At 64.3% G+C, this 24,485-nt stretch carries 27 protein-coding genes; 15 read left to right on the top strand and 12 right to left on the bottom strand.

Going from position 1 to position 24,485, the window contains the following annotated elements:
* Nucleotides 1-56: 56 nt before the first annotated feature.
* Complete coding sequence (locus E5162_RS00645) at nt 57-680, top strand: pseudaminic acid biosynthesis-associated methylase (protein WP_135943031.1); 624 nt, start codon at nt 57-59, stop codon at nt 678-680.
* A gap of 24 nt (nt 681-704) precedes the next feature.
* Here the strand turns inward: E5162_RS00645 and pseC are convergent, their stop codons facing one another.
* The 8 genes from pseC to flbT all read right to left on the bottom strand — a co-directional run bounded on the left by pseC (nt 705) and on the right by flbT (nt 7,541).
* Nucleotides 705-1,880 (bottom strand): UDP-4-amino-4,6-dideoxy-N-acetyl-beta-L-altrosamine transaminase, encoded by a 1,176-nt coding sequence (gene pseC / locus E5162_RS00640; protein ID WP_135943030.1) that lies wholly within the window; start codon nt 1,878-1,880, stop codon nt 705-707.
* Between the two features lie 98 nt (nt 1,881-1,978).
* Nucleotides 1,979-2,812, bottom strand: coding sequence for a flagellin (locus tag E5162_RS00635; RefSeq protein WP_135943029.1), 834 nt, complete (start codon nt 2,810-2,812; stop codon nt 1,979-1,981).
* 199 nt (nt 2,813-3,011) lie between these two features.
* Nucleotides 3,012-3,395 (bottom strand): flagellar protein FlaG, encoded by a 384-nt coding sequence (locus E5162_RS00630; protein WP_135943028.1) that lies wholly within the window; start codon nt 3,393-3,395, stop codon nt 3,012-3,014.
* 132 nt (nt 3,396-3,527) lie between these two features.
* Nucleotides 3,528-4,355 carry a flagellin gene (locus tag E5162_RS00625; protein ID WP_135943027.1) on the bottom strand — a complete coding sequence of 276 codons (828 nt, stop codon included), beginning with the start codon at nt 4,353-4,355 and terminating at the stop codon, nt 3,528-3,530.
* A gap of 104 nt (nt 4,356-4,459) precedes the next feature.
* Nucleotides 4,460-5,284 (bottom strand): flagellin, encoded by an 825-nt coding sequence (locus tag E5162_RS00620; RefSeq protein WP_135943026.1) that lies wholly within the window; start codon nt 5,282-5,284, stop codon nt 4,460-4,462.
* Between the two features lie 365 nt (nt 5,285-5,649).
* Nucleotides 5,650-6,486, bottom strand: a complete 837-nt coding sequence (locus E5162_RS00615; RefSeq protein ID WP_135943025.1) for a flagellin — start codon at nt 6,484-6,486, stop codon at nt 5,650-5,652.
* 266 nt (nt 6,487-6,752) lie between these two features.
* Complete coding sequence (gene flaF / locus E5162_RS00610; protein ID WP_135943024.1) at nt 6,753-7,124, bottom strand: flagellar biosynthesis regulator FlaF; 372 nt, start codon at nt 7,122-7,124, stop codon at nt 6,753-6,755.
* Between the two features lie 6 nt (nt 7,125-7,130).
* The gene (flbT, locus tag E5162_RS00605; protein WP_135943023.1) at nt 7,131-7,541 is read right to left on the bottom strand and encodes a flagellar biosynthesis repressor FlbT; all 411 of its coding nucleotides are present in this window, start codon (nt 7,539-7,541) and stop codon (nt 7,131-7,133) included.
* Between the two features lie 191 nt (nt 7,542-7,732).
* Here flbT and E5162_RS00600 point away from each other — a divergent pair, with 191 nt between their 5' ends.
* Nucleotides 7,733-9,535: a tetratricopeptide repeat protein gene (locus tag E5162_RS00600; protein ID WP_135943022.1), complete on the top strand. Its 1,803-nt coding sequence runs from the start codon at nt 7,733-7,735 to the stop codon at nt 9,533-9,535.
* A 17-nt stretch (nt 9,536-9,552) separates the two neighbouring features.
* Here E5162_RS00600 and E5162_RS00595 read toward each other — a convergent pair whose 3' ends face one another.
* Nucleotides 9,553-10,197 (bottom strand): class I SAM-dependent methyltransferase, encoded by a 645-nt coding sequence (locus E5162_RS00595; RefSeq protein WP_158291147.1) that lies wholly within the window; start codon nt 10,195-10,197, stop codon nt 9,553-9,555.
* A gap of 95 nt (nt 10,198-10,292) precedes the next feature.
* On the opposite strand from E5162_RS00595, the gene pseI reads away from it, so the two are divergent.
* The 5 genes from pseI to hisF are packed head-to-tail and all read left to right on the top strand — an operon-like array spanning nt 10,293 to nt 14,889.
* A complete protein-coding gene (pseI, locus tag E5162_RS00590; RefSeq protein WP_135943020.1) occupies nt 10,293-11,357 on the top strand; it encodes a pseudaminic acid synthase in 1,065 nt (354 codons plus the stop codon).
* Entirely contained in the window at nt 11,347-12,435 is a 1,089-nt protein-coding gene (locus E5162_RS00585; protein ID WP_135943019.1) for a DegT/DnrJ/EryC1/StrS family aminotransferase, read from the top strand. Before pseI ends, E5162_RS00585 begins: the two co-directional genes overlap by 11 nt.
* Nucleotides 12,432-13,466 carry a glycosyltransferase family protein gene (locus E5162_RS00580; protein ID WP_135943018.1) on the top strand — a complete coding sequence of 345 codons (1,035 nt, stop codon included), beginning with the start codon at nt 12,432-12,434 and terminating at the stop codon, nt 13,464-13,466. The genes E5162_RS00585 and E5162_RS00580 overlap by 4 nt, the downstream gene beginning before the upstream one ends.
* Entirely contained in the window at nt 13,463-14,107 is a 645-nt protein-coding gene (gene hisH, locus E5162_RS00575; RefSeq protein WP_135943017.1) for an imidazole glycerol phosphate synthase subunit HisH, read from the top strand. The genes E5162_RS00580 and hisH overlap by 4 nt, the downstream gene beginning before the upstream one ends.
* Nucleotides 14,101-14,889, top strand: a complete 789-nt coding sequence (gene hisF, locus E5162_RS00570) for an imidazole glycerol phosphate synthase subunit HisF (protein WP_135943016.1) — start codon at nt 14,101-14,103, stop codon at nt 14,887-14,889. The genes hisH and hisF overlap by 7 nt, the downstream gene beginning before the upstream one ends.
* 322 nt (nt 14,890-15,211) lie before the next feature.
* Here the strand turns inward: hisF and E5162_RS00565 are convergent, their stop codons facing one another.
* Nucleotides 15,212-15,940 (bottom strand): WbqC family protein, encoded by a 729-nt coding sequence (locus E5162_RS00565; protein WP_158291146.1) that lies wholly within the window; start codon nt 15,938-15,940, stop codon nt 15,212-15,214.
* A gap of 170 nt (nt 15,941-16,110) precedes the next feature.
* Between E5162_RS00565 and E5162_RS00560 the strand changes: the two genes are divergently transcribed.
* From E5162_RS00560 to E5162_RS00535, 6 genes are all read left to right on the top strand, one after another.
* Entirely contained in the window at nt 16,111-17,343 is a 1,233-nt protein-coding gene (locus E5162_RS00560; protein ID WP_135943014.1) for an N-acetyl sugar amidotransferase, read from the top strand.
* On the top strand, nt 17,340-18,563 hold the full coding sequence (locus E5162_RS00555; RefSeq protein ID WP_135943013.1) for a DUF4915 domain-containing protein: 1,224 nt from the start codon (nt 17,340-17,342) through the stop codon (nt 18,561-18,563). Before E5162_RS00560 ends, E5162_RS00555 begins: the two co-directional genes overlap by 4 nt.
* Nucleotides 18,560-19,285, top strand: a complete 726-nt coding sequence (gene pseF, locus E5162_RS00550; RefSeq protein WP_135943012.1) for a pseudaminic acid cytidylyltransferase — start codon at nt 18,560-18,562, stop codon at nt 19,283-19,285. The genes E5162_RS00555 and pseF overlap by 4 nt, the downstream gene beginning before the upstream one ends.
* A gap of 80 nt (nt 19,286-19,365) precedes the next feature.
* Nucleotides 19,366-20,211, top strand: a complete 846-nt coding sequence (locus E5162_RS00545) for an AAA family ATPase (RefSeq protein ID WP_135943011.1) — start codon at nt 19,366-19,368, stop codon at nt 20,209-20,211.
* 558 nt (nt 20,212-20,769) lie between these two features.
* Complete coding sequence (locus E5162_RS00540) at nt 20,770-21,231, top strand: hemerythrin domain-containing protein (protein ID WP_135943010.1); 462 nt, start codon at nt 20,770-20,772, stop codon at nt 21,229-21,231.
* Nucleotides 21,232-21,599: 368 nt separating this feature from the next.
* Entirely contained in the window at nt 21,600-22,778 is a 1,179-nt protein-coding gene (locus E5162_RS00535; protein ID WP_135943009.1) for a vWA domain-containing protein, read from the top strand.
* 10 nt (nt 22,779-22,788) lie between these two features.
* Here the strand turns inward: E5162_RS00535 and E5162_RS00530 are convergent, their stop codons facing one another.
* Nucleotides 22,789-23,277, bottom strand: a complete 489-nt coding sequence (locus E5162_RS00530; RefSeq protein WP_135943008.1) for an NUDIX domain-containing protein — start codon at nt 23,275-23,277, stop codon at nt 22,789-22,791.
* 151 nt (nt 23,278-23,428) lie between these two features.
* Here E5162_RS00530 and E5162_RS00525 point away from each other — a divergent pair, with 151 nt between their 5' ends.
* Nucleotides 23,429-23,761, top strand: coding sequence for a chorismate mutase (locus tag E5162_RS00525; RefSeq protein ID WP_135943007.1), 333 nt, complete (start codon nt 23,429-23,431; stop codon nt 23,759-23,761).
* Nucleotides 23,762-23,766: 5 nt separating this feature from the next.
* On the opposite strand, the gene E5162_RS00520 is transcribed toward E5162_RS00525, so the two are convergent.
* Complete coding sequence (locus E5162_RS00520) at nt 23,767-24,093, bottom strand: Hpt domain-containing protein (protein WP_135943006.1); 327 nt, start codon at nt 24,091-24,093, stop codon at nt 23,767-23,769.
* Between the two features lie 190 nt (nt 24,094-24,283).
* Here E5162_RS00520 and E5162_RS14705 point away from each other — a divergent pair, with 190 nt between their 5' ends.
* Nucleotides 24,284-24,460, top strand: coding sequence for a hypothetical protein (locus E5162_RS14705; protein ID WP_158291145.1), 177 nt, complete (start codon nt 24,284-24,286; stop codon nt 24,458-24,460).
* Nucleotides 24,461-24,485: the final 25 nt, after the last annotated feature.

Raw genomic sequence — 24,485 nt, 5'->3', positions numbered from 1 at the left:
CGGCATTAACCGTCCCGGCTGAAGGCTGGCGTACGCTTTGACAAGGACGAACCCCCATGCACGATCCCGTCGACACCTGGGCTGGCGATTTCGGCGACGCCTATACCGAACGCTGCAGCGCGGAGGAGAGTCGTATCCGCAAGCGGACCCGGATGTGGGCGAGATGGCTGGACAGCTTCGGTTCTCGCGAGCCGCGCTCCATCCTGGAAGTGGGCTGCAATCTCGGCCTCAACCAGCGCGCGTTGCAGCAACTGACCGATGCCGAACTCTTCGCCGTCGAGCCCAATGACAGCGCACGCCAGACCGTGCTGTCCGACGGCGTCATGGACGAAGCCCATATCCGCGCCGGACGCGGCGAAGACCTGCCCTTCGACACCGCCTCGATGGAGCTGGTCTTTACCAATGGGGTGCTGATCCACGTTCACCCCGACAATCTGGGCCAGGTGGCCGACGAGATGTACCGCGTCTCCTCGCGCTACATCCTCGTGTCCGAGTATTTCAACGCGGAGCCGGTGGAGCTGGAGTATCGCGGCCTGAGCGGACATTTGTGGAAGCGCGACTTCGCCGGATTCTTCCTGGATCGCTTCTCCGATCTCGAAGTGGTCACCGACGGCTTCCTGTGGAAGCGCACGATCGGGATCGACAATGCCACCTGGGCCTTGATGGAAAAGCGCGCCTAGAGCACCAGTCCTAGAGCACCAGTCCTAGAGGCCCAGCACCGCCTTCAAGGCGGTCACGACCCGCTCCGGATCTCCATCATCCATCGCCGGGTAGAGCGGCAGCGACAGGGTGCGCGCATAGTAGCGATCAGCGCCTTCGAAGCGTTGCTCGCCATAGAGCGCCTTGTAATAGGGCTGGTCAGAGACCGGGATATAGTGGACCTGCGTGCCCACGCCCTGTTGCGACAGGGCCCGCATCAATTCGGTGCGTGTCACGTCCAGCGCCTCGAAATCGATCCGCACATTGTAGAGATGCCGGCAGGCGTCGATGCCGGGGCGCCCGGCAGGCGGCTGGACATGGGGCGAAAGCGGGGTGAGCAGCGCGTCATACCGGGACGACAGGTCCCGGCGGCGCTGCGCGAAGCGGGAAAGTTTCGTCAGCTGCGAACGGCCGAGCGCAGCGTTGATATCGGGCATGCGATAATTCCAGCCGAGGGCCTGCATCTCGTACCACCACGGCTCCTGCGCGCCCGCCGCGCGCTCGAGCCGGGCTCCATCGCGCACCATTCCGTGGGAACGCGTCAGCCTCATGCGCTCAGCCAGCGCGGCGTCCCTCGTCGTCACCATCCCGCCTTCCCCGCACGCCAGCGTCTTGACCGGATGGAAGGAAAACGTAGCCGCATCGCTGTTCGGGCAGGCGCCGGCGGGCTGGCCGGCTTCATCGAGACTGGCCAACGCGTGACAGCTGTCTTCCACGATGGCCAGACCGAGCGGACGCGCGAGGCCGGCAATGTCCTCCATGGCGCACATCACGCCGCCCAGATGCACCGGAGCGACGAGGCGCACACGGTCTTGCGCGCGCGCCAACGCCTCGCGCAACGTGTCCGGCGTCATCAGCCCGGTCTCGGGATCGACATCGCAGAAGACGACATCCGCGCCGCAGAAACGGGCCGCGTTCGCGGTTGCCAGGAAGGTCACCGCCGGCACGATGACCGCGTCGCCCGGTCTCAGGCCCAGCCCATCATAGGCCATGTGAAGCGCAGCCGTGGCGCTGTTGCAGGCGACGCCATTGGGGGACGCGACCGTCTGGGCGAACTCGGCTTCGAACGCGCTTATTTCCGGCCCCGTCGTCAGATAGTCAGACTGCAGCGCGCGCGTGACGGCGTCGATATCGTCCTGGTCGATCGATTGGCGCCCATAAGGCAAATACCCGTCGCTCATTCAATGCGCTCCTGCGCCACGAGGTCCAGACAGCAAACCGCCCGGCACATGATGATGTACCGGGCGGCCGGATGTCACGGTAAAGAGGTCGCGACCGCCTATCGTCCGAAGAGCGAGAGGATGATCTGCGGCTCGGAGTTCGCGATCGAGAGGGCCTGTACGCCCAGCTGCTGCTGGACCTGGAGCGCCTGCAGCCTGGCGCTTTCCCGGGCAAGGTCCGCGTCGACCAGATTGCCCACCCCCTCGTTCAGACTGTCGACCAGCTTGCCCACGAAGGTGCGGTGAGACTCGATCTTCTTCATGTCCGAGCCAAGATTGGCGAGCGCCTGGTTGACGTTGTCCAGACTGGCCTGGATCCCGGAAACGACGTTGGACGCCATCGTCACCGTGCCAAGGCTGGAGTTGCTCGTCAGCGTGATGACTGCGCCGGAGATGGACATGTCCTGCGTGCCCAGCGTAACCGTCCGTGTGGCATCGGCATCGGCGAGGAAGGCGATCCCGCCCGTGACCGAACCGTCCAGAATGTTGGCGCCATCAAACTCGGCGTTTGCGAGAACCGACTGGATCTGTTCGAGCAAGGCCTTGTAATCGCTGTCATAAGCCTGACGCGAGAAGGTGTCGATGGACGGGTCCATGGCCGCTGTGGCTTTCTCGCGCATCTGGATCAGCAGATCGGAGATCGCCTCGCCTGCCGCCAGAGCGACATCGCCGATCGAGACCGCGCGGTCGAGCGAGGTCTGGACCGAGCCGAGGGCCCCGACGTCCGACCGCATGCCCTGGGCGACCGCGTACACGGCCGAGTTGTCCTTCGCACCCGACACTTTCAGGCCGGTGTTAATCCGCTGCTGAACATCCTGCATGTTCGTGTTGGTCTTGTTCAGATTCTGCAGGGCGATCATCGCGGATGTGTTGGTGTGGACGCTCAGCGCCATTGGACTTCTCCCGTTTCACCGTCATGCCGCTTCTGGCGGCTGTCTTACGGTTAACAGCAATGACCGGGCCAGTTTTTGGCCAGATCTGTTTTGAGAGAAGATTCAAAGAGGTAGGCTGAAACGCATGTGTCCGGCCCCGCCTCTGGCGCAGCCGGTATGGTAAGATTTTCCACCTGACCGGTCAGATCTTGCCGGGCTGTCAGGCCTGTTCGTCGATCAGTCCGGCCTGGCCGTCGCGCAGGAAGGCGACAAGATCGAGATAGCTGTCAGGCGGCCATTTGCGGATGGTTTCGCCCGTCTGCTCGTTGATGATGCGGTAGATGAAGTGGCCGGATTCCTCGTGCCGGTCGATGCTGAGCCGATTGCTCTCCAGCGCCGAGACCGAGGCACGAAGCTTTTCGATCGCTGCGACCTGATCGTGCAGGTCCTCGCCGGTGAACGGGCCGGTATCCGCATCTGCGGACGGCTCGACCTTCGATTGCCCTTGTGGATTCTGGCGTGCCGGTTGTTGCGGTCCCGGTTCCTGAACGCCGAGCTCCAACCGGGACGACGCGAAGGCGCGTCCTGTCGTGAGCGGTTCCATGGGTCTGTTCCAATCCTTTACTCAATGCGCTCGCGCGCGATTCATCTCCGATGGCTGCTGGCTGGATCTGGTGAAGAAAGAGAGGGGGCGGCGGCGGAACCCCACGTTACACCGCCGCCCGCTCAGCTTCGATTACCGGAAGTAACCGAGGATCGTGCTCGGCGCGGAGTTCGCGATCGACAGCGCCTGGACACCCAGCTGCTGTTTCACCTGCAGCGACTGCAGACGTGCGGACTCTTTGGCCAGATCCGCGTCAACCAGGTTGCCGATGCCCTGCTCCAGGGTATCAGACAGCTTGCTGACGAAGGTCTTGTGGATCTCGAGAGACTTCGACCCGGTACCCAGACGCGCCAGCGACGCATTCAGGTTGTCCAGTGAGGTCGCGATCGTGGAGGCAGCGGTGGACGCTTCGGCGGCAGTGCCAAACGACGCGGTCGCGGCCAGGGTCACGATCGACCCGCCGAGGCTGAGGTTTTCGTCGTCGACATCGACCGTATTGCTGCCGTCTGCATTGGCGAGCGCGCTGATGCCGGCGGTCTTCGAGCCGTCAATCAGGTTGGCGCCATTGAATTCGGCGTTTTCAACAATCGTGCCGATCTGGTCGCGCAGGGCCGTGAAGTCTTCGTTCAGGGCCGAACGTGCCGCCGTGTCGAGCGACGTGTCAGCCGCCGCGAGGGCCTTCTGCTTCATCTCGACCAGAATGTCGGAGATGGCTTCGCCACCGGCCAGCGCCACGTCGACGGTGGAGACCGCCAGATCGATGGACTGGGTCACGGCCTTGTAGCCGCCGACGTCTGCACGCATCGACTGGGCGATGGCGTAGATGCCGCCATTGTCCTTGGCCGACGAAATCGCCAGGCCGGTGTTGATGCGCTGCTGAACCTGCTGAAGATCGGAGTTTGTCTTGTTCAGGTTCTGGAGGGCGATCATCGCCCCCGGGTTCGTATTGATAGTCGCCATTTCTTGGCTCCCGTTCGTTTTCTACGTGGAAGACGCGCGTTTTGCGCGCCGTTATCCGGCGGCCCGGACGCCTACTGCGCCGGAACCACCGAATTCAGGATCGATTACCGGAAGTAACCGAGGATCGAGCTCGGCGCGGAGTTCGCGATCGACAGCGCCTGGACACCCAGCTGCTGTTTCACCTGCAGCGACTGCAGACGTGCGGACTCTTTGGCCAGATCCGCGTCAACCAGGTTGCCGATGCCCTGCTCCAGGGTGTCAGACAGCTTGCCGACGAAGGTCTTGTGGATTTCGAGGGATTTCGAGCCGGTGCCCAGACGCGCCAGAGACGCATTCAGGTTGTCCAGCGACGTACCGATCGCCGTGGCCGCGGCCGAAGCGTTGGTCACGGTATTGATCTGCGTGCCGCCCGAAATGGTCAGCGTGGTCCCGGTCAGGCTGAGGTCTTCGGCACCGATGGTGATGGTGTTCGAACCGTCGGCGTTGGCCAGGGCGCTGATGTCGGTGGCGCCGTTGGAGATCAGGTTCTTGCCGTTGAACTCGGCGTTTTCAACAATCGTGCCGATCTGATCGCGCAGGGCCTTGAAGTCTTCGTTCAGGGCCGTCCGCGATGCGGTGTCGAGCGAGGAGTCAGCCGCAGCAAGGGCCTTTTCCTTCATTTCGACCATGATGTCGGAGATTGCTTCACCCGCCGCGAGCGCGACATCGACCGTGGACGTGGCAAGGTCGAGGGATTGGCTGACGGCCTTGTAGCCGCCGACGTCTGCACGCATTGACTGGGCGATGGCGTAGATGCCGCCATTGTCCTTGGCCGACGAAATCGCCAGGCCGGTGTTGATGCGCTGCTGAACCTGCTGAAGATCGGAGTTTGTCTTGTTCAGGTTCTGGAGGGCGATCATCGCCCCCGGATTCGTATTGATAGTCGCCATTTCTTGGCTCCCGTTCGTTTTCTACGTTGAAGACGCACTTTTTGCGCGCCGGGTCTTCTGACCTGGAGTCGAAGGCAGCAAGTGCGGGGCCAGTTTTCACCGATCGCGCACAAAAGCCGGTATTTGCGTGGCCATGTTGGGGAGTCGGACGCTGAGGCGGGCGCTACCGAAGCGCCCCAGTCGGCAAAAATTGCCCGGTTTCAGCGTCAGAAGTCGGCAGTTTTTGCCGGAGTGACATTTTTTGCCTAGCGGGAAGTCTTCCCCGTGGGCTCGGAAATTGATTTGGTAAACAAGACATTAACCGCAAGCGAGTCAAAAAAATGCCGGGACCGCGTGGTGGCAACGGTCCCGGCCTTGTTGTCGTCCTACTGGAAGAAGGACAGCACCGATTGCGGTGCGGAATTCGCAATTCCCAGCGCCTGGATGCCCAGCTGTTGCTTCACCTGAAGCGACTGCAGGCGGGCGCTTTCCTTCGCGAGATCCGCATCCACGAGGTTACCGATCCCTGTTTCCAGAGCGTCAGACAGTTTCGTGACAAACGAGTCGTGGATCTCGAGCGCTTTGGACTTCGTGCCCAGACGCGCGAGCGCGTTGTTCACATTGTCCAGGCTCGTCCCGATCGCGCTGGCCGCCGCCGCAGCGGTGGTCGCGGTCGAGAAAGACGAGGTCGAAGTGATCGTCACGATCGTACCGGACAGGGACAGGTTTTCCGTCCCGACCGTGATCGAGTTCGATCCGTCGGCATTGGCCAGCGCGATAAACCCATCGGTTTGCGAGCCGTCAATGAGATTGACGCCATTGAACTCCGCGTTCGACACGATCGTACCGATCTGGTCGCGCAGCGCCTTGTAGTCTTCGTTCAGCGCCGAGCGGCTGGCAGTATCGAGCGATGCGTCTCCCGCGGCCAAGGCCTTCTCCTTCATCTCGATCAGAAGATCGGAAATGGCCTCACCGGCTGCCAGGGCAACATCGGTGGTGGCCATGCCACGATCCAGTGACTGCTGAACAGCCGAATACCCCGACACTTCCGAGCGCATGCGTTGGGCAATGGCAAAGATGCCGCCATTATCCTTGGCGCCGGCCACTTTCATGCCGGTGTTGATACGGGTCTGCACTTCCTGCAGCTCCGAATTCGTCTTGTTCAGGTTCTGCAGGGCAACCATGGCGCCTGCGTTCGTGTTCACGGAATTTGAGATGCTCATTGTGGGGTTCCTCCGTTCTGGAAGCTTGAACGGCCGTTTTAGCCGGCGGACATTTTGTCCTGCCCCTGCTGCGCAAACGCCGTGCCGTTTGCGGCACCCCCGAGCGTACGATTCACTATTTTGTTTCAATGGATTGGCAAAGGCGCCGCGGCGGCGTTAACCAGAGCGGCGATTATGGCCGGGCGATTTCTGCCGATCGGCAAATAGGAAACGGCCACCGGAGCTCTCCGGTGGCCGTCTGGCAGTTTCGTTCGGATCGACGCGTTTCAGACCGCTTCGGCGTTCGCCACGGCCGGTGCCAGGCCCTGCATGATCATGCGGTTGATCTCGATCAGAGTGTCGAAATTGCTGTCGCCGCGCATGACAGCACTGGTCTCTTTCGAGACGAAAATACCCAGAGAAATGATGGCGGCGCGCAGGCTCTCGGGCAGTTTGTTGCCCTCGCTGCCACAGTCGGCAGCCAGGCCCGACCACATGCGGCGGTTCCAGTCGAGCGCATCGGCGCGCTGCTTGAATTCCAGAGGCCCGGCTTCGCTGGCCGCAATGAGTGCCCGCGTCACCTGGCCGAAGAGCCGGTACTCGGTTTCACGCGGGTTTTCGGCCCGCGCAGAGGCGGTCTGGTAAGCGCGATAGGACATGTCGGGCTAGCCCTTGCTGCTCGATGAGGCGAGCCCCATGCGCTCGGCCTCGTAGGCAATCAGTTTGCGACAGCGCAGAAGCGCCTTGTAGTATTCGGCACTCATCACATCCCGGCTGATGGAGACGCATTCCGACAGGATATCCGGGTTGGAGATCGCCCCCATGAACTCGGTCATGCGGCGCACGAATTCGTCGTAGACGTCGTTTTCTGCCCTGGAGGACAGATACATCATCATGACCGGGAAATAGATGCGCTTGGCGGGGCTATCGACTTCATGCTCCTGCATGATGTCCTTCTCGCGAAGGACCGAGGCCTTGTTCTGAAGCACCAGGGTCGCGCGCCTGTCACCGTTCTCCACGACCGCACCGTTAAGCACGAACCGTTCTCCAGGCTTGAGCGAAAGCTTGAGCGGCATGGATACGAAACTCCAGTCACGATCATCAGAGCCGAATAGCTCTTTGGTTTGAAGCTACGGTGAAAGAACACCGTGAATAAAGCGTTTCTGCGCTGCGCCGGGACACAGAAATCCCGCGCCGCGAGTGATTAGCGAAACCTTAATCGAACCAGCGCTTCCTTGCACGCTCATCCGAATACTGGAGTGGGTAGATGAGCCAGCTTCTCGATCTTGATGCCGAACTGGCCGCCGGCACCGAACACGCCAAACGCGAAATTCGCCCGCGCCGGGACAAGCCGGCCGCGGCCGAACTGCAACGCACTCTGAACGATGCCAGGCGGCAAGCCTCCGCGCCGCCGCCCAAGGCGGTGGCCATGCTGCGCCGCGCCTTGAAGATCGTCGAAGACAACCCGGTTTCCGCCGCCAAGGCCGCCCGGCTTTGCCTCGATGCCGTGGAAATGGCGCCAGACAGCGCGATGGCCAACCATGCGCTGGCGCTGTGCCTGGAACGCCTGGGTCGCCTGTCCAAGGCGCTACAATTCTACGAACGCGCCTGGAAGCTCGATCCGACAGATCCCGAGATCTACATGAACCTCTCCACCCTGGCGTGGCAGATGGACATGCTGGACGCGGCCGAGAAATTCCTGCGCATCTACCTGCAAATGGTGCCCAACCATACCGGCGCCACGATCAACCTGGCCGGGGTACTGCGCGACAAGGGCGGGTTCGAGGCCTCGATCGAGCTGCTGCGCGCGGCCATCTACGCCTCGCCGGAAAACTATGAGCTGTGGAACTCGCTGGGCACGACGTTGCTGGAATCGGGCAAGCCGGACGAGGCGCTGACCTTCTATGACGAGTCCCGGCGCCTGAAGCCGGACTATGCGCGCGCGCATCACAACACCGCTTTCGCCTACGAATTGCTGGGACGGCCGGACAAGGCGACCCAACACTTCCGCGAAGCGCTCAAGACGGCCTCCAACCACAAAGACATCATCACGATGACGCACGGCCTGTCGCAATCGCTACTGGCCATGGGTGAACTTGAAGAAGGCTGGGACCTCTACGATTCGCGCCTCGACCCGACCCACAAGAATATGTGCCATGTCCTGGTCGACGCTCCGATGTGGGATGGGCGAGACCTGCAGGCCATTCGCGGCAAGCGGCTGCTCTGGGTCGGCGAGCAGGGCCTGGGCGACGAGATCCTTTTCCTGCAGCTGGCCAAAGACTTGTTGGAGGCGATCGGGCCAGACGGCGAGCTTCGCATCGTGGTCGAGCGCCGCCTGGTGGACATGATCCAGAAGACCCTGCCTGAAGCCAAGGTTGGCTCGCACCGAACGATGGAGCGCGAAGGCAAGCTGTTTCGTGCCGTCGTCGGGTTCGAAGACTTGGCGCCCGCCGATTTCTGGACGCCCTTCATTCAGCCCGCGCGCGCCTTCCGGCACGCGATCGAGGACTTTCCCGAGGAGCCGATCCTCAAACCCGAGGCGAGCGATCTCGCCCACTGGCGCGGCGAACTGGCCAAGACCGGTCCCGGCCTGAAGGTCGGGATTCTGTGGAAGTCATTGAAAATGGACGCCAAGCGGTCGAAGCACTTCTCCGCCTTCGACCAGTGGAAACCGGTGCTGAAGACTCCGGGCGCGGACTTCATCAATCTTCAATACGGCGAAACCGCCACCGACATCGCCTATGCGAAGGAAAAATTCAGCGTCGACATTCATACGCTGGACGGGATCGACCTGAAAAACGACCTCGAGCAGGTCACCGCGCTGGCGGCGTCCTGCGATCTGGTCATCGGGCCGACGAACGCGACGACCAGCCTGGCCGGCGCGGCCGGCGCCCGGGTCTGGTTCGTGCACCCGCACGCCAATGTGTGGACCCATATGGGCTTCGGGCGCTCGCCCTGGTTCGCGAGCTCGCGCTCCTTCTTCGGCAAGGACTACGCGGACTGGGCGGGCATCATGAACACGGTCGCCGAGGCGCTGGACGAGCTGGCCAGAAAAGAGAAAGCCGCCTGAAGGCCTCGGGCCGGCAGCTAGCGCCGGGTCAGGTAAATCTGGAAGCACGCCTCGTTATAGACCGGCGCGGACCCCGCCGGATCCGGCGCCCGGACCAGCGTGCGGCGGCGTTCGAAGACCTGGTCGATATCGAAGGCGGCGAACAGGGTCTCGATTTCGCCCAGCGAATAGAAAACGCGATACCCAAAGACCGGGTCCTGGCCGCCATCGCCCAGCGCGGCATGACCATGATCGGTATTGGCAATCTCGAAGAATGCGCCCGCGCCCGGCTTCATGGCCTCTGCGATTTCATCGACATAGGCCTGACCCAGCGGCTTGGGGACGTGCTGGAGGGCGGCACGCTCGATGACCACGTCGAGACTGGCCGGCGCCAGCGCCAACGTCTCGCCATTGGCAAACAACTCCAGGCCTTCATAGCGGCGCCGGGCCGCGGCAAGGCCGGCTTCGGACACGTCGCTGCCGATCAGGCGCGCATCAGGAAACAGACTGCGGAGAAAGCCGAGATTCTGCGCGTTGCCACAACCGAACTCGTAGACCACGCCGGTCCGGTTTCGCGACAGGGCCTTGATGGCGAACACGACCGCATCGGTATAAGGTGCATGCGTGAACGAGCCGGCATAGTAGCCGTCCCACGTCCTGGCTGCCGCTTCGGTCTCGCTCATGCCTGTCCTCGGCCTCCCGGTCAGTTCACCCAAACTTGAGGGTTGAATCGATAACATACGCCATGCCCCGCCTCACGCCACAGGACATACCGGCAATGACCCAGACCTCTGACATGTTTGACCAGATCCAGGATGTCACCCGTCCGCCGCTGATCATCGCAGAGCTGTCGGCCAATCATTCGGGCGATCTGGGCCGGGCGCTCGAGATCATCGCCGCGTGCGGCGAGGCCGGCGCGGACGCGCTGAAGCTGCAGACCTACACGGCCGACACGATCACGCTGAACCATGACGGGCCGGGCTTCGTGCTGGAAGGCGGGCTGTGGCACGGGCGCAAGCTGCACGACCTGTACGAGGAGGCCCACACGCCCTGGGAGTGGCACGAAGCGCTGTTCGAAGCCGGGCGCAAGGCGGGCATGGCGGTGTTCTCGTCGCCCTTTGATTTCAGCGCCATCGACTTTCTCGAGCAGTTCGATCCGCCGGCCTACAAGATCGCCTCCTTCGAGCTGATCGACCTGCCGCTGATCGCCCATGCAGCAAGGACCGGACGCCCGCTCGTCATGTCGACCGGCATGGCCAGCTGGGACGAGGTAATGGAAGCGGTGCTGACCGCGCGCCAGGCTGGGTGCGACCGGCTGTGCGTCCTGCACTGCACGTCCGGCTACCCGACACCGATCGAGGAGGCCGATTTGCGCACCCTGCCGGACCTCGCCATGCGGCTGGGACTTCCTGTGGGGCTTAGCGATCACACGCCGGGCATTGCCGCGCCGGTGGCCGCCACGGCGCTGGGCGCGCGGGCGATCGAGAAGCACGTCACGATGCGCCGGTCCGATGGCGGGCCGGATGCGGCCTTCTCGCTGGAACCCGACGAGCTGGCGGCGCTGGTACGCGAAACCCGTAACGCCCACGCGGCTTTAGGCCAGGTGCGGACGGGTACGGCCAAGTCAGAGGAAGGCTCCAAGACGGTGCGCCGCTCGCTCTATGTCGCCGCGCCGGTGAAGGCCGGCGAGACGCTGACGCCGGACAATGTGCGCTCCGTGCGCCCGGGTGGCGGGCTGCATCCGCGTGAATACACACGGGTTTTGGGCCGTCCGGCCGCGCGCGACCTGAATTTTGGCGAGCCGCTGGACTGGTCGATGGTCGAGGGCGGCCATGACACCTAGCGCGCAAGCCGCGGTCGCCGAGGCGTTCGGGGGCCGCCATGGCGTGCTGTTCGGGCGCGCGCGCTCGGCCCTGCTGGCCGTGTTCGAGGCGCTGGGTCTGCACGGACGGTCGATCCTGCTGATCCCGTCAAATGCCTGTCCGAGCCTTCTGGCATGCGCCTGGGCGAGCGGGGCGCAGGTCACCCTCGCCCCGGTGAACGCGCGCACCGGGGTCAATGACGATGCCGCGCTGGCCGCCCAGATCGAGACGCTCGCCGCCGAGGGCAAGACCGGCGCGGTCCTGTTCACCCACCTTTACGGCTTCCGGCTGAGCTTCGATGCGGCACGCAGGGCGGCCAGGCAAGCGGGCTGGCAAACCATTGAAAACGATGCCAATTCGTCCGGCTTCACGCCGGGCGGAGCGGCCCGGCTGGAGGACGTGGCGCGGATCGTCAGCTTCGGACCGGGCAAGGTTCTGGACGCCGGCGCGGGCGGCGCGGTGATCACCGACGACCCGGCGCTGGCAGAGGCGCTGAGCGCCCGGGCGGCGCGCTACCCGGCTCTGGACGAGCAGGCGGACCGGGTCGAAACCGCGCTGACGCTGGAGCGCCGGCGGCTGCGCAATGCCGGGCAGGCGAGCGCCGGAGAGGCCTTGCTTCTTAATGAAATCAGTGAGTTGCGCTACGCGTTTCCGGCCAGTTCCGAGCCCGATCTGCTGGCCGCCCTCGCCCGGCTTCCGGTCCGGATCGCACGGCGCAAGGCGCGGGCCGCGCTGTGGCAGGAACGCCTCGCGCCCTTCGCGCCGCAGCTCGCCTGCGTGGACCTGCCCCAGCCCGGACCCTGGCGCCTGATCGCGCGGGCCGAGCCTGAAGTGCGCGACGATCTGGTGGCGCGCCTGCGCGAGGCGGGCATCGATGCCGGGACGAATTATCCCGCATTGAGCGACGCTTTCCCGCACCTGACCGGAGACCAGGCGCATCCCGACAGCGAGGCCTGGGCCAGGACGGCTCTCAATCTGTGGCTGGATGCGGATTACCCGGCCGAGCGGATCGGCCAGGCGGTCTCGATCATCGCATCCACGCTGGAGGCAAGCTCATGACGCGCCTTCTGGTGCGCGTGGATGCCACGCACGAAAAAGGCCTCGCCCACGCTGCCCGGACGAGCCGCCTGATCGCCAGCCTGCCCGGCAGTCTGGAGGTCGAACTGGTCGGAACAGGCGAAAGCCTCTCCCGGTTTTTCCCCGGGGTCACGATTACCCCCACCGGCCCGGATGCCGGGGCCACCGTGCTGGCCCGGGTGGAGGCCTTCGAGCCGGCGGCGATCATGATCGACGAGCCGGACATGGACCCCGGACTCTGGGCCGCGCTGGAAAAAGTGCCGCACATCAAGCGGATCGCGATCGACGATTTTGGCGGGCCGATGCCTGCAGACCTTGCCGTCAACGGCACAGTAATCCCGAGATACCACACCTATACCGGACTACGATCCGGCGGTAAGTCCATGTGCGGCGGCCATTACGCGCTGCTATCTCGCCACTTTGCCGGCGCGCGTCACGATGCGCCGCGAACCGGACCGATCGTCGCGGTGTGCGGCGGCGGCGACCGGGCGGCGCGCTGGGCGACGACCCTCGCCGAGATCGGCCCCGAGCTCGCCATCGGCTATGGTTTTACCCTCATTGTCGGCGCGGCTTATCCCCGGTTCGACGCGCTGTCGGAGATCGCCCGCGCGCACGGCACGACGCTGGAACGCGGCCTGCCGCCCGAGACCCTCGCGCGCCGTCTCGCCGAGGCGCCGGCGGCGGTGCTGACCGGGGGCATGATCGCCTACGAGGCGCTGGCCGCCGGCGTGCCGGCGCTGGTCTTTCCGCAGCTTGAAAACCTGGTCGAGGAAATCGACTGGTTCGCCCAGCGCGGCGGGCTGATCGATCTGGGGCTCGAGACCGGGGACAAGCCTGAACATGTCGCGGCCGAACTGACCGGCCTGCTGAACAACCCGGCCCGGGCGCGCGCCCTGTCGCAGACCGGACCGCAGCTTGTGGACGGGCTCGGCATGGAGCGCGCGGCAGCGGCGGTGGCCGGACTGCTGGAGCTCGGCCAAGGCGGCGAGGCGGCGGCAAGGAGTAAGCGATGACGATCGCCATTCTCGATTACGGCATGGGCAATCTGACCTCGGTGAAGAATGCGCTCGCCCATGTGGGCGCGCGGGTCGCGATCACCGCCGACCCGGCCATCGTGCGCGCGGCCAGCGGCGTGGTGCTGCCGGGCGTCGGCGCGTTCGGCGAGGGCATGGCCCATCTGAAATCGCTCGGGCTCGACACGCTCTTGCGCGACGAGATCGCGCCGTCCGGCCGCCCCCTGCTGGGGATCTGCCTCGGGATGCAGCTCTTGCTCGACGAGAGCGAGGAGCATGGACGCCATGACGGGCTCGGCATCATTCCCGGCCGCGTGCGCCGCCTCGCCCCGCCGGCCCAGACCCCGCCGCTTCGCGTGCCGCACATGGGCTGGAACCATGTCGAGGCCACCGGGGCCGACACGCTGTTCAAGGGGCTCAACCAGAACGAGGCCTTCTACTTCGTTCACAGCTATGTCGCCGTGCCGGACGATCCCGCCGCCGTGGCCGGATGGACCGAACATGGCGAGCGCTTCGCCTCCGCCCTGTGCTCTCAGACCGGACCGGCAAGGGTCTGGGCCACGCAGTTTCATCCTGAGAAAAGCCACCGGGCCGGGCTCGCCCTGCTCGAAAACTGGCTCGAAGAGGTTCGCTCATGCTGATGCCGCGCCTGATCCCGGTGCTGCTGCTCCTGAACGGGCGCCTGGTGCGCAGCGAGCGCTTCGACACCCACCAGATCATCGGTGACCCGCTGCACGAGGTCGCGCGTTTCAACGACTGGACGGTGGACGAGCTGATCTATCTCGACATCACCCGAGAGGGCGGGCTGGAGCGCGGACGCACGGACTCCGGCAATCGCGCCTACGGGACATCCATGGACGTGCTCGAAGCGGTCGCCTCGCACTGCTTCATGCCGCTGACCTGGGGCGGGCGCGTCAGCTCGGTCGAGCATGTGCGCGAGATCTTCACGCGCGGCGCCGACAAGGTCGCCATCAACACTGCCGCGATCGAGACTCCGGCGCTCATGGGCGAGATCGCCAACCGCTTCGGCGTGCAGGCCCTGGTGGTCAGCATCGACGCGAAGGCGAAAGATGACGGCTGGGAGGTGATGACGCGCGGCGGCCGCACCGCCACCGGGCGCGATCCGGTTGCCTGGGCCAAAGAGGCCGAGGATCGCGGCGCGGGCGAAATCCTGTTGCAGAGTCTCGACCGCGACGGGCGCGGCACCGGCTACGACCTCGCCCTGATCGAGGCGGTGTCGAGCGCCGTGACCATCCCGGTCATCGCCTGCTCCGGCGTCGGCATGTACGAGCACTACGCCAAGGGCCTGAAAGCGGGCGCGGACGCGGTCGCCGCCGCCAATATCTGGCATTTCAAGGAACTCGCCGACCGCGGCGGCAAACGCGCCCTGCAACGCGCGGGGTTCGATGTGCGCATGCCGTGAAGGGGGGCGCCCCCTCACCGCTTTCCGGCAAAGCCTTCACGTGCCTTCCGATGCTTCGAGGCTCGCTTTGCTCGCACCTCAGCATGAGGGAGGCGGGCTGGAGGTTTGTGATAATTATGTATTTAAAAACAAAGTTTTATGTCGCCCATCCCCCTCACCCTGAGGTGCCCGGCAAAGCCGGGCCTCGAAGGGTCGGATGACGGACACCTCTACCTCATTCCCCCTCTTTCCTGACGAAAGTCAGGATCCAGAGAGGACGGGATGCCCTACGCTCTCCTGGGTCCCAGCATCCGCTGGGAAAGAGGCGTGGAGGTTGGAGCGCCTACCCCTCCAGCGCGCGCTGCGCCTCGTCCAGATCGCTCGTGACGTGGCCGCTGGCGCGGACGAGGTCGGCGGTGGCGGGGCCGAGATTGAACAGGGCGTCGAGGACGGAGAGGTTTGACAGGAAGGGTTTGCCCTGGTCGTAGACCGGCGGGGTGAAGGCCTGCCAGAGATGGGTCAGGCCGGCGGCGGCAAAGCCGGCCTCGTCGACATAGGCGGCGGCGCCCACATTGGAGATGTAACCGTCGGCATTGGCGGCGTGGCACAGCGAGACGAGCCGGTCCTGGGCCTCGCCTTCATGGGGCAGGCTGGCGCTGTCGAGGATCGCGGTCTCAAGCTCCAGCACTTCGCAGAGATGGCGGATCAGCGCGGTGTCGAGATCGGCGAGACTGGCGTAGTCGGCTTCGATCAGGGCCTCGACCTGCGGGAAGTACGCCTCGAAGAAGGGCCGCTTGCCATAGACCTGTTTCAGGGTGGTGAGATGTTTCTTGCGCCAGGGCTCTTGTGCGATTTCGGTCTGGCGGATGGTGCGGGCGAGATCGCCGCTCTTGCGCACCGGGACCGAGAGGAAGATCGCCTCCTTGCCGTTGCGCACGCGATTGCGCTGTTGCCAGCTATGGCGCTGGAACTGGACGTCGGGCAGCAGGACGAAGACGTCGCTGAGCGCGATTTTGCTGAACAGGATGAGGCCGGGCAGATAGACCGGCTGGTGGGCGCTGAGCAGACGCATGCGAGATGGCCCTTCCTGACGCGGCAGCATGGTTAATCCTTAACGTTTCCACGCTTTCCTAAGGCTTAACCGGCCGGCCGGGGCCGCGCTTGATCGCTGCGGACAAGCGCGAGACCCTGTAGGCGGCCGATTCGGATATTCGCCTTGAAGCCCCGCGCAAAGGAAGGCCCATGAGCGTCCAGTTCTGCAAGACGTGCTTCTATCCCAGCAGCTCGGCTGCGCCCCTCACCTTCGACGAACAGGGACGGTGTTCGGGCTGCCGCGTGGCGGGCCAGACGGTCGATATCGACTGGGACGAGCGCTGGACCATGCTGGAAGAGATGGTCGACGAGTATCGCAACCCGTCCGGCTATGACTGCGTCATCCCGGTCGGCGGCGGCAAGGACAGCTATTACCAGACCCATCTGGCGGTGAAGAAGCTGGGCCTGCGCCCGCTTCTGGTCACCTATCACGGCAATAACTTCCTGCCCGAGGGCGAATACAATCTGCAGCTGATGCGCGAGGCCTTCGACACCGAGCACATCATCATGCGCCCCGGCCTTGAGACCCTCATCAAGATGAATCTGCTGGGCTTCAAGCTGCACGGCGACATGAACTGGCACAACCATGCCGGCATCAAGACCTATCCGATCCAGATGGCGGTGCGCCACGAAATCCCGCTGATGCTGTGGGGCGACCATGGCTGGGTCGATCTGGGGGGCATGTTCTCCTACTCCGACTTTCCCGAGTTCACCGCCAAGACGCGCAAGGAACACGACCTGCACGGGCTGGACTGGGACGACTTCACCGACGAGGGGCTGGAGCGCCACGGGCGGCCCGATCTGAAGATGGGCCTGACGAAGAAGGAACTCAGCTGGGCTGTCTATCCCAGCGACGAGGAGATCGACCGCGTCGGCGTGCGCGGCGTGTATCTCGGCTTCTACGAGAAGTGGAACGGCAACAAGTGCGCGGCCGTCGCCGAAGAGGAATATGGCTGGAAGAAAGCCGAATATCCGTTCGAGCGTACGTACCGCAAAATCTCCAATCTCGACGACATGCACGAGAACGGGGTTCACGATTATCTCAAATTCATCAAGTTCGGATACGGCCGCGCGACCGATCATGCCAGCCAGGACGTGCGCCTGGGCGTGATGGACTACAAGACCGGCCTGGAAATGGTGAGAAAGCACGATCACGTCAAACCGCGCCGGGATCTGGAGCGGTGGCTGGGCTATGTCGACATGAGCGAGGCCGAGTTCGACCGCATCTGCGACACCTTCCGCGATCCGCGCGTGTGGCGCATCGAAAACGACCAATGGGTCAAAGACGATGTCTGGGGAGGAGCGTCGAGCTATGGCCCGGTCTATCTGGACAAGGACGATCCGCGCCGTGAGCTCTACATCGTGAAGGGCGCGCAGGTATGAGCGCGACCACCACGGCCGAGTTTACCACCTTCGCCGATGTGAACGGGCGCGGCCGGGGCCGGCCCATCGTGCTGGCCGGGGCGGGCAATATCGCGACCAAGACGCTGCGCCGCGTCCGGGGCGTGACGGGGATCGTGGACAATAACCCCAATCTGCAGGGCCAGAGCCAGGCCGGGCTGGAAATCGCGAAGCCCGACACGCTGCGCGCCCTCGACCCGCGCCCCTTCGTGGTGATCTGCACCACCTCCTTCGTGGAAGTCGGCGAGCAACTGGCCGGGTACGGCTTCACGCCGGGCACCGATTTCGTGGTCAGCCCGGTGCTGAACGATCTGCGCATCATCGCCGAGATGGAAGCGCTGGAAGAAACCGTGCTGTTCACCTGCGGCCTGCCGCCGAGCGAAGACCCCGAAGCGGGCGGCGGCCTCTATGAGCTGAGCATCAAGGGCGCGCGCCACAGCTTCAGAAAGGTGATGGCGGGCAATTTTCACGGGCTCAAACCGCATGGCGAGCACTTCATCGCCATCGACGACGAGCGCGGCCTCATCACGTTCGACCGCGACTACACCATCCTCTCCACCTTCGCCCTGCCGCAGGGCGCGCGCTGTCATGGCGTGTGCTGGAGCGAGGAGCACCGCAAGTATTTCATCGCCTGCTCCTATCTCGATGCCATCCTGGTCTATGACGAGGACGGGCAGGAGGAGGAGCGCATCGCGATCTCGCGCAAGCAGGCGCGCACGAGCGAGGCGCAGCACCATTGCAACGACATCCTGGTGCTGGGCGACAGCGTCTACCTGTCCATGTTCTCGGCCACCGGCAACTGGAAGCGCGACGTGTTCGACGGGGTGGTCCTGGAATACGACTTCGCCGAGAAGCGCTGGGCTGGCCCGGTCATCTCCGACCTGTGGATGCCGCACTCGATCGACTTCGTGGACGGGTCGCTGGTCGTGCTGGATTCGCTGCGCGGGCGGCTTTTGAAGAATAATGCGCAAACGATCGGCCAGTTTCCCGGCTTTGCGCGCGGGCTCGCCCATGACGGCTCGCGCTTCTTTATCGGGCAGAGCCGCAACCGTAATTATTCGGCGGCGATGGGGGTGTCGAACAACATCGCCATCGATACCGCGATCACGGTGTTCGATGAGCACACCAAGGTGTCCAAAAGCTTCCACCTGCCCTCCACCGTGTCGGAAATTCACGCCATTGCGCTCAATACGCGCCGATGAAGATCGCCGTCATCCCGGCCCGCGGCGGCTCCAAACGCATTCCGCGCAAGAATGTGCGCGCCTTCCATGGCCGGCCGATGCTGGAATGGCCGGTGCGCGCGGCGCTTCAGACCGGGCTGTTCGACGCGGTTCTGGTTTCCACCGACGATGAGGAGATCGCGGAGGTGGCCCGCGCGGCCGGGGCGCAAGTGCCCTTCCTGCGGCCCAAGGCGCTGGCGGACGATTTTACCGGCGTGGTTCCGGTGATCGCCCACGCCGTGACCGCCTTCGAGGACGCGAGCGGGCAGGCGGTCGAGCTGACCTGCGCGATCTATGCGACCGCGCCCTTCGTGCAGGCGGACGATATTCGCGCCGGCCATGACGCGCTGGTGGCAGCACCGGGCCAGGACTACGCGATTTCGGTGACGCCCTTCGCGTTTCCGGTCCAGCGCGCGCTGAAACGGGTCGAGACCGGCTCCGGGCCGGGCCTCGCGCCGATGCAGCCTGAATTCATTGCCTCGCGCTCGCAGGATCTCGAACCGGCCTTCCACGACGCGGCGCATTTCTTCTGGGCGCGGCGCGCGGCGCTGGCCGGACAGGCGCCGGTCTTCTCGCCGAAATCGATTCCCATCGAGATCGCTCCGAAATTCGTGCAGGACATCGATACGCCGGAGGACTGGGCGCGCGCCGAGCTGATGTTTGCTGCACTGCACCCCCATGACGGCAGGCCGGCGCCCAGCTAGGTTGTGTTCAAGAGCGCGCCATCGCAAGCTTCGGCCGCGCACCACGTCAGACCAGGTATTACAGAGGGACGAAACCGCCCATGCGTTTTGAAGGCACGAAGGATTATGTCGCGACCGAAGAGCTGGCTGCGGCGGTGAACGCGGCGATCGTCCTGGAGCGCCCGCTCCTGGTCAAGGGCGAGCCGGGCACGGGCAAGACCGAGCTGGCCCGCCAGGTCTCCGACGCGCTGGGCGCGCCGATGCTGGAATGGCATATCAAGTCGACCACCAAGGCTCATCAGGGCCTTTACGAGTATGACGCCGTGGCCCGCCTGCGCGACAGCCAGCTGGGCGACGACAAGGTGCACGATGTGCGCAACTATATCCGCAAGGGCAAGCTGTGGGAGGCGTTCACCGCCGACCAGCGCCCCGTGCTGCTGATCGACGAGATCGACAAGGCCGATATCGAGTTTCCCAACGACCTCCTGCAGGAACTCGATAAGATGGAGTTCTTCGTCTACGAGACCGGCGAGACGATCCGCGCGGAAAAACGCCCCATCGTCATCATCACCTCGAACAACGAGAAGGAATTGCCCGACGCCTTCCTGCGCCGGTGCTTCTTCCACTTCATCGCCTTCCCCGACGAGGAGACGATGGAGCGCATCGTCCAGGTTCACTTCCCCGACCTGAAGGGCCGCCTCCTGTCCGAGGCGCTGCGCGTCTTCTACGAGGTGCGCCAGGTGCCGGGGCTGAAGAAGAAACCCTCCACCAGCGAGCTGCTCGACTGGCTGAAACTTTTACTGGTCGAGGATCTCGACCCGGCCGTGCTGCGCGAGCGCGACGCCCGCAAGCTCATACCGCCCCTGCACGGCGCCTTGCTGAAGAACGAGCAGGACGTTCAGGTGTTCGAAAAGCTGGCGTTTCTGGCGCGGCGGGACGGGGGTTAGGGCGCTCTCTGGCCCGTTTAGAATCAAAGCCATAAACATCGTCATCCCGGCTTGCCCCGGGACCCAGAGAGCATGAAATACCGGCATCCAAGGACGGCACCGCGTCCTCTCTGGATTCCGGGTCTCGCTTTGCTCGCCCGGAATGACGAGGTTTGGATTTTAAAGAATTTCTCCCTCTTTCCTGACGAAAGTCAGGATCCAGGGAGGACGGGACGCCCTGCGCTCTCTGGGTCCCAGCTTCCGCTGGGAAAGAGGGGTGGTGGATTTTTAGTAGAAAAACCAGCGAGATAGTGTCACCCCGGACGGCCAAAGGCCGAGCCGGGGCCTCGCGTTGTTGACGGGTGCGAGCCGGCCTCCCTCACGAGGTCCCGGCTCTCGTTTCACTCGGCCGGGATGACATGGATGGGTTGTTTTACTCTTTCCTGACGAAAGTCAGGATCTGAGAGACGGCCCTTGCTCTCCGATGCCTTAAACGGCCCGCCTCCTCACCCCCGATCGGGAACACGCCTACCCCCTTGGGCCGTTATCTTCTCGCACCCCACAACGAGGAGACTTCCCATGGCCGACATTTACGAGGCAATCACCAAGGACCACGACAAGGCGCGCGATCTGATGAAGCAGATCATGGACACCACCAACCGCGCCGCAAAGAAACGCGAAGAGCTGTTCGAGACCTTCAAGCTGGACATGTGGTCGCACAACAAGATCGAGGAAGCGCTGTTCTACGAGCCGCTGCGCGGCGCGAAGGAAACGCGCGGCGATGCGATGGAAGCGGTCAACGAGCACCATGTCGCCGGCGGGCTTCTGGAAGAGCTCGATGTGATGCCGAAGGATTCCGAGGCCTGGATCGGCAAGTTCACCGTGCTCAAGGAATTGCTCGAGCACCACATGGAGGAAGAGGAGAACGAGATCTTCTCCGACGCCCGCAAGGTGATCGCCAAGGACCGCGCCGAAGAGCTGGGCGACAAGTTCCAGAGCCGCAAGCGCGTCGTCGTGCCCGCCCTCACCCCCGAGGCGTGATCGGCCTCTCTCTCCCTCTTTCCTGACGAAAGTCAGGATCCAGGGAGGACGGGACGCCCTGCGCTCTCTGGGTCCCAGCTTCCGCTGGGAAAGAGGGGTGGTGGATTTTTAGTAGAAAAACCAGCGAGATAGTGTCACCCCGGACGGCCAAAGGCCGAGCCGGGGCCTCGCGTTGTTGACGGGTGCGAGCCGGCCTCCCTGACGAGGTCCCGGCTCTCGTTTCACTCGGCCGGGATGACAGGAATAGATTGTCTTATTCTTTCCTGACGAAAGCCGGGGAGGAGCGGGACGGGTTAATGCGCTCACCGCGCAGCGAAGGGTTTGTCGCGGCGCGTGGCGGCGGTTAGAGTCCGCTTATGTCAAACGCCATGTTCCATCGCTTCTTCACCGGGCTGCGCGCCGCGAAAATTCCGGTGTCCACGCGCGAGTATCTCACCCTGCTCGAAGCCCTCGACAAGGGCGCGATCGGGCCGTCGCTGGATGAATTCTATTCGGTGAGCCGGGCCGCGCTGGTCAAGGACGAGCGCAATTTCGACAAGTTCGACAAGGTGTTCGCCCACTTCTTCGAAGGCGTGGAGGCCTTAGGCGAGCTGTTTCAGAAAGAAGAAATCCCCGAAGACTGGTTGCGCGCGGAAATGAAGCGCCATCTCACCCGGGAGGAGATGGACGCGCTGGACGCGATGGATTTCGACGAGCTGATGAAGACGCTGCAGGAGCGTCTCGAAGAGCAGAAAGAGCGCCACGAAGGCGGCAATAAGTGGATCGGGACCGGGGGCACGAGCCCTTACGGCCATTCGGGCTGGAACCCGGCCGGGGTACGCATCGGCGGCCAGTCGAAGAACAAGCGCGCGGCCAAGGTCTGGGAAGATCGCCGGTTCAAGGATCTCGATTCCGACCGCGAGCTGGGCACCCGCAATCTGAAGGTCGCGCTGCGCCGCCTGCGCCGGTTCGCGCGCGACGGGGCGGAGGAGGAGCTCGATCTCAACTCCACCATCCGCGCGACCGCCCAGCACGGCTATCTGGACGTGAAGATGCGCCCCGAGCGGCGCAACGCCATCAAGGTGCTGGTGCTGTTCGATGTGGGCGGATCGATGGATCCCTATATCGAGATGACGGAGAAGCTGTTCTCCGCCGCGCGCAGCGTGTTCAAGAATCTCGAATACTACTATTTCCACAACTGCCCCTACGAGGCGGTGTGGAAGTCCAATCTGCGCCGGCGCAGCGAGACGACGCCGACCTACGACCTGATGCACAAATACCCCGGCGACTGGCGCATCGTGGTGGTCGGGGATGCCTCCATGGCCCCGTACGAGATCACCCATCCCGGCGGCGCGGTGGAAGGCTGGAACGAGGAAGCGGGCGGCACCTGGCTGCGGCGGATCGCGGAGACCTGGCCGAACCTGGTCTGGCTCAACCCGCAGCCGGAAAAATGGTGGCCGCACACCTATTCGATCCAGCTCGTGCGCGAGATTGTCGGGCCGGAACGCATGTTCCCCTTAACGCTGGACGGGGTCGACCGCGCGATGAAGGAACTGGCCAAGCGGTAAGCTCGACGCCTTAGCCAGAACTGCGCGGATAACCCGAGCCATTGATCCGGACCCAGCGCGTCAGCGCCCAGGCGGAGGCCTCGTGGCGCAGCCGGGCGATGCAGTCGGCCAGGCTCGCCCAGATCAGGGTGTGATCGGCCTCGACCTTGGCGGCGTTCTCGCTTACCGACCTGACCTCGAAGAAATGGGCGTGATTGAAAATCCGCTTGCCATCGGGCTTGTGCCAATAATGCCAGGCGGTGCCGAGGGCGTCGCCCGGCTTCACCTTCAGCCCGGTTTCTTCACCGAACTCGCGCACCAGCGCGTCCTCGATGGTTTCACCCGCTTCCACCGCGCCGCCGGGCAGATCGTATTCGGGATTTCGTCCCGTCCCGATCGCCACCAGGGCGATGCGGCCGATCGGATCGGAGAGCACGCCATAGGCCGCCTCGCGCGGGACATAATCCGCGTCCGGGTCAGGCGTTCCGAACACCGGTTCTCCGGCCTGTATCTCTTTCATGGCAACCTCCTGCGCGTCTGCGCTCCTGCGTGTCTAGCGTGCCGGACCGGCTGGAAGTTCCGTTCCGTGCGTGTCCGGCGGGCTTCAACCGGGGGCCGGGCGCGCCTATAAGGCGGGCCGAGACCTCCGGTTTGCCTGACAGGACTGCGCCATGATCGATCGCAACGACCTCGACGCCCGCACGCCGCCGCAAGCGTGCCGCACGATGGACGACGTTCGCGACGGGGTGGACCGGCTGGACCGGGCCCTGGTCGCGCTGATCGCCGAACGCAGCCGCTACATGGAAGCGGCTGCGCGGATCAAGCCGGACCGAGGCGCGGTGCGCGACGAGGACCGGGTCGAGGACGTGGTGGCCAAGGTGCTGGACCGCGCCAGCCGCGAAGGCCTGCCGCGCGACATTGCCGAGCCGGTCTGGCGCGAGCTGGTCGAGCGGTCCATCGCCTACGAGTTCGAGGTCTGGGATCGCACGCAGGATCGAGACTGACGAGGTTAGAGCCGGCTTTCCATGACGGTGCGAATTTCGCGCAACGTCCTGTGCGCGCTAGCCCTGACATCGGCCAGCGTGTCGGGATCGAGCGGGTGCTGCTCGGCGTGCGCGCAGGCGTCCGCGAGGTCCATGGCGCCCACACCGCGCGAGGCACCTTTGAGCGTGTGGGCAGCCGCCATCCAGCTGTCGCCTGAGGCAGCGGCCTCCATCTGGCCGACGCAATTTTCCACCTGGGTGGAGAAGAGGGCGAAGAGCTCCGCCTCCAGGACCGGCTCACCGGCCGTGTACTGGGCCAGGTGTTCGAGATCGAGAAGCGGCGCGTCGCTCATGAATAAATGGCTCCAGCAGGGGCGGTCCGGCATCAAGCGCTCAGTCTGACCCGGCCAGGCTTAATGGTGCGTTTAGCACGAACCCGGCACGACATCCCGTAACAGGAGAAATTGCCCGATGCTTGCGCGCCGAGGCCGAGTAGGCGATAGTCAACAATGTGTTAACGCGCTAGCTTAAAGAGGCCGGGACGTGCCAGCCGCCAAATGGATGTTGACGCTGTTGGTGTGGGGATTGCTGATCGCCGCCTTTACCGTGTCCCTTGCCCTGGCGGAGACCGAGGCACCGGCCAGCCTGGATTACGCGCCGCTCGTCCTGCTGGCCGCAGCCGGAGCGATGGCCCTGGTCTCGCGCCTGTTCTCGCGCTGACGGCTTCGTCTCACCCTTCGCCGCC

Origin of the sequence: Marinicauda pacifica, assembly GCF_004793635.1 — a bacterium.
Taxonomy (GTDB): Bacteria; Pseudomonadota; Alphaproteobacteria; order Caulobacterales; family Maricaulaceae; genus Marinicauda; species Marinicauda pacifica.
The sequence above is the reverse complement of the archived record's forward strand: the minus strand, read 5'-3'. Positions and strand labels throughout refer to the sequence as shown.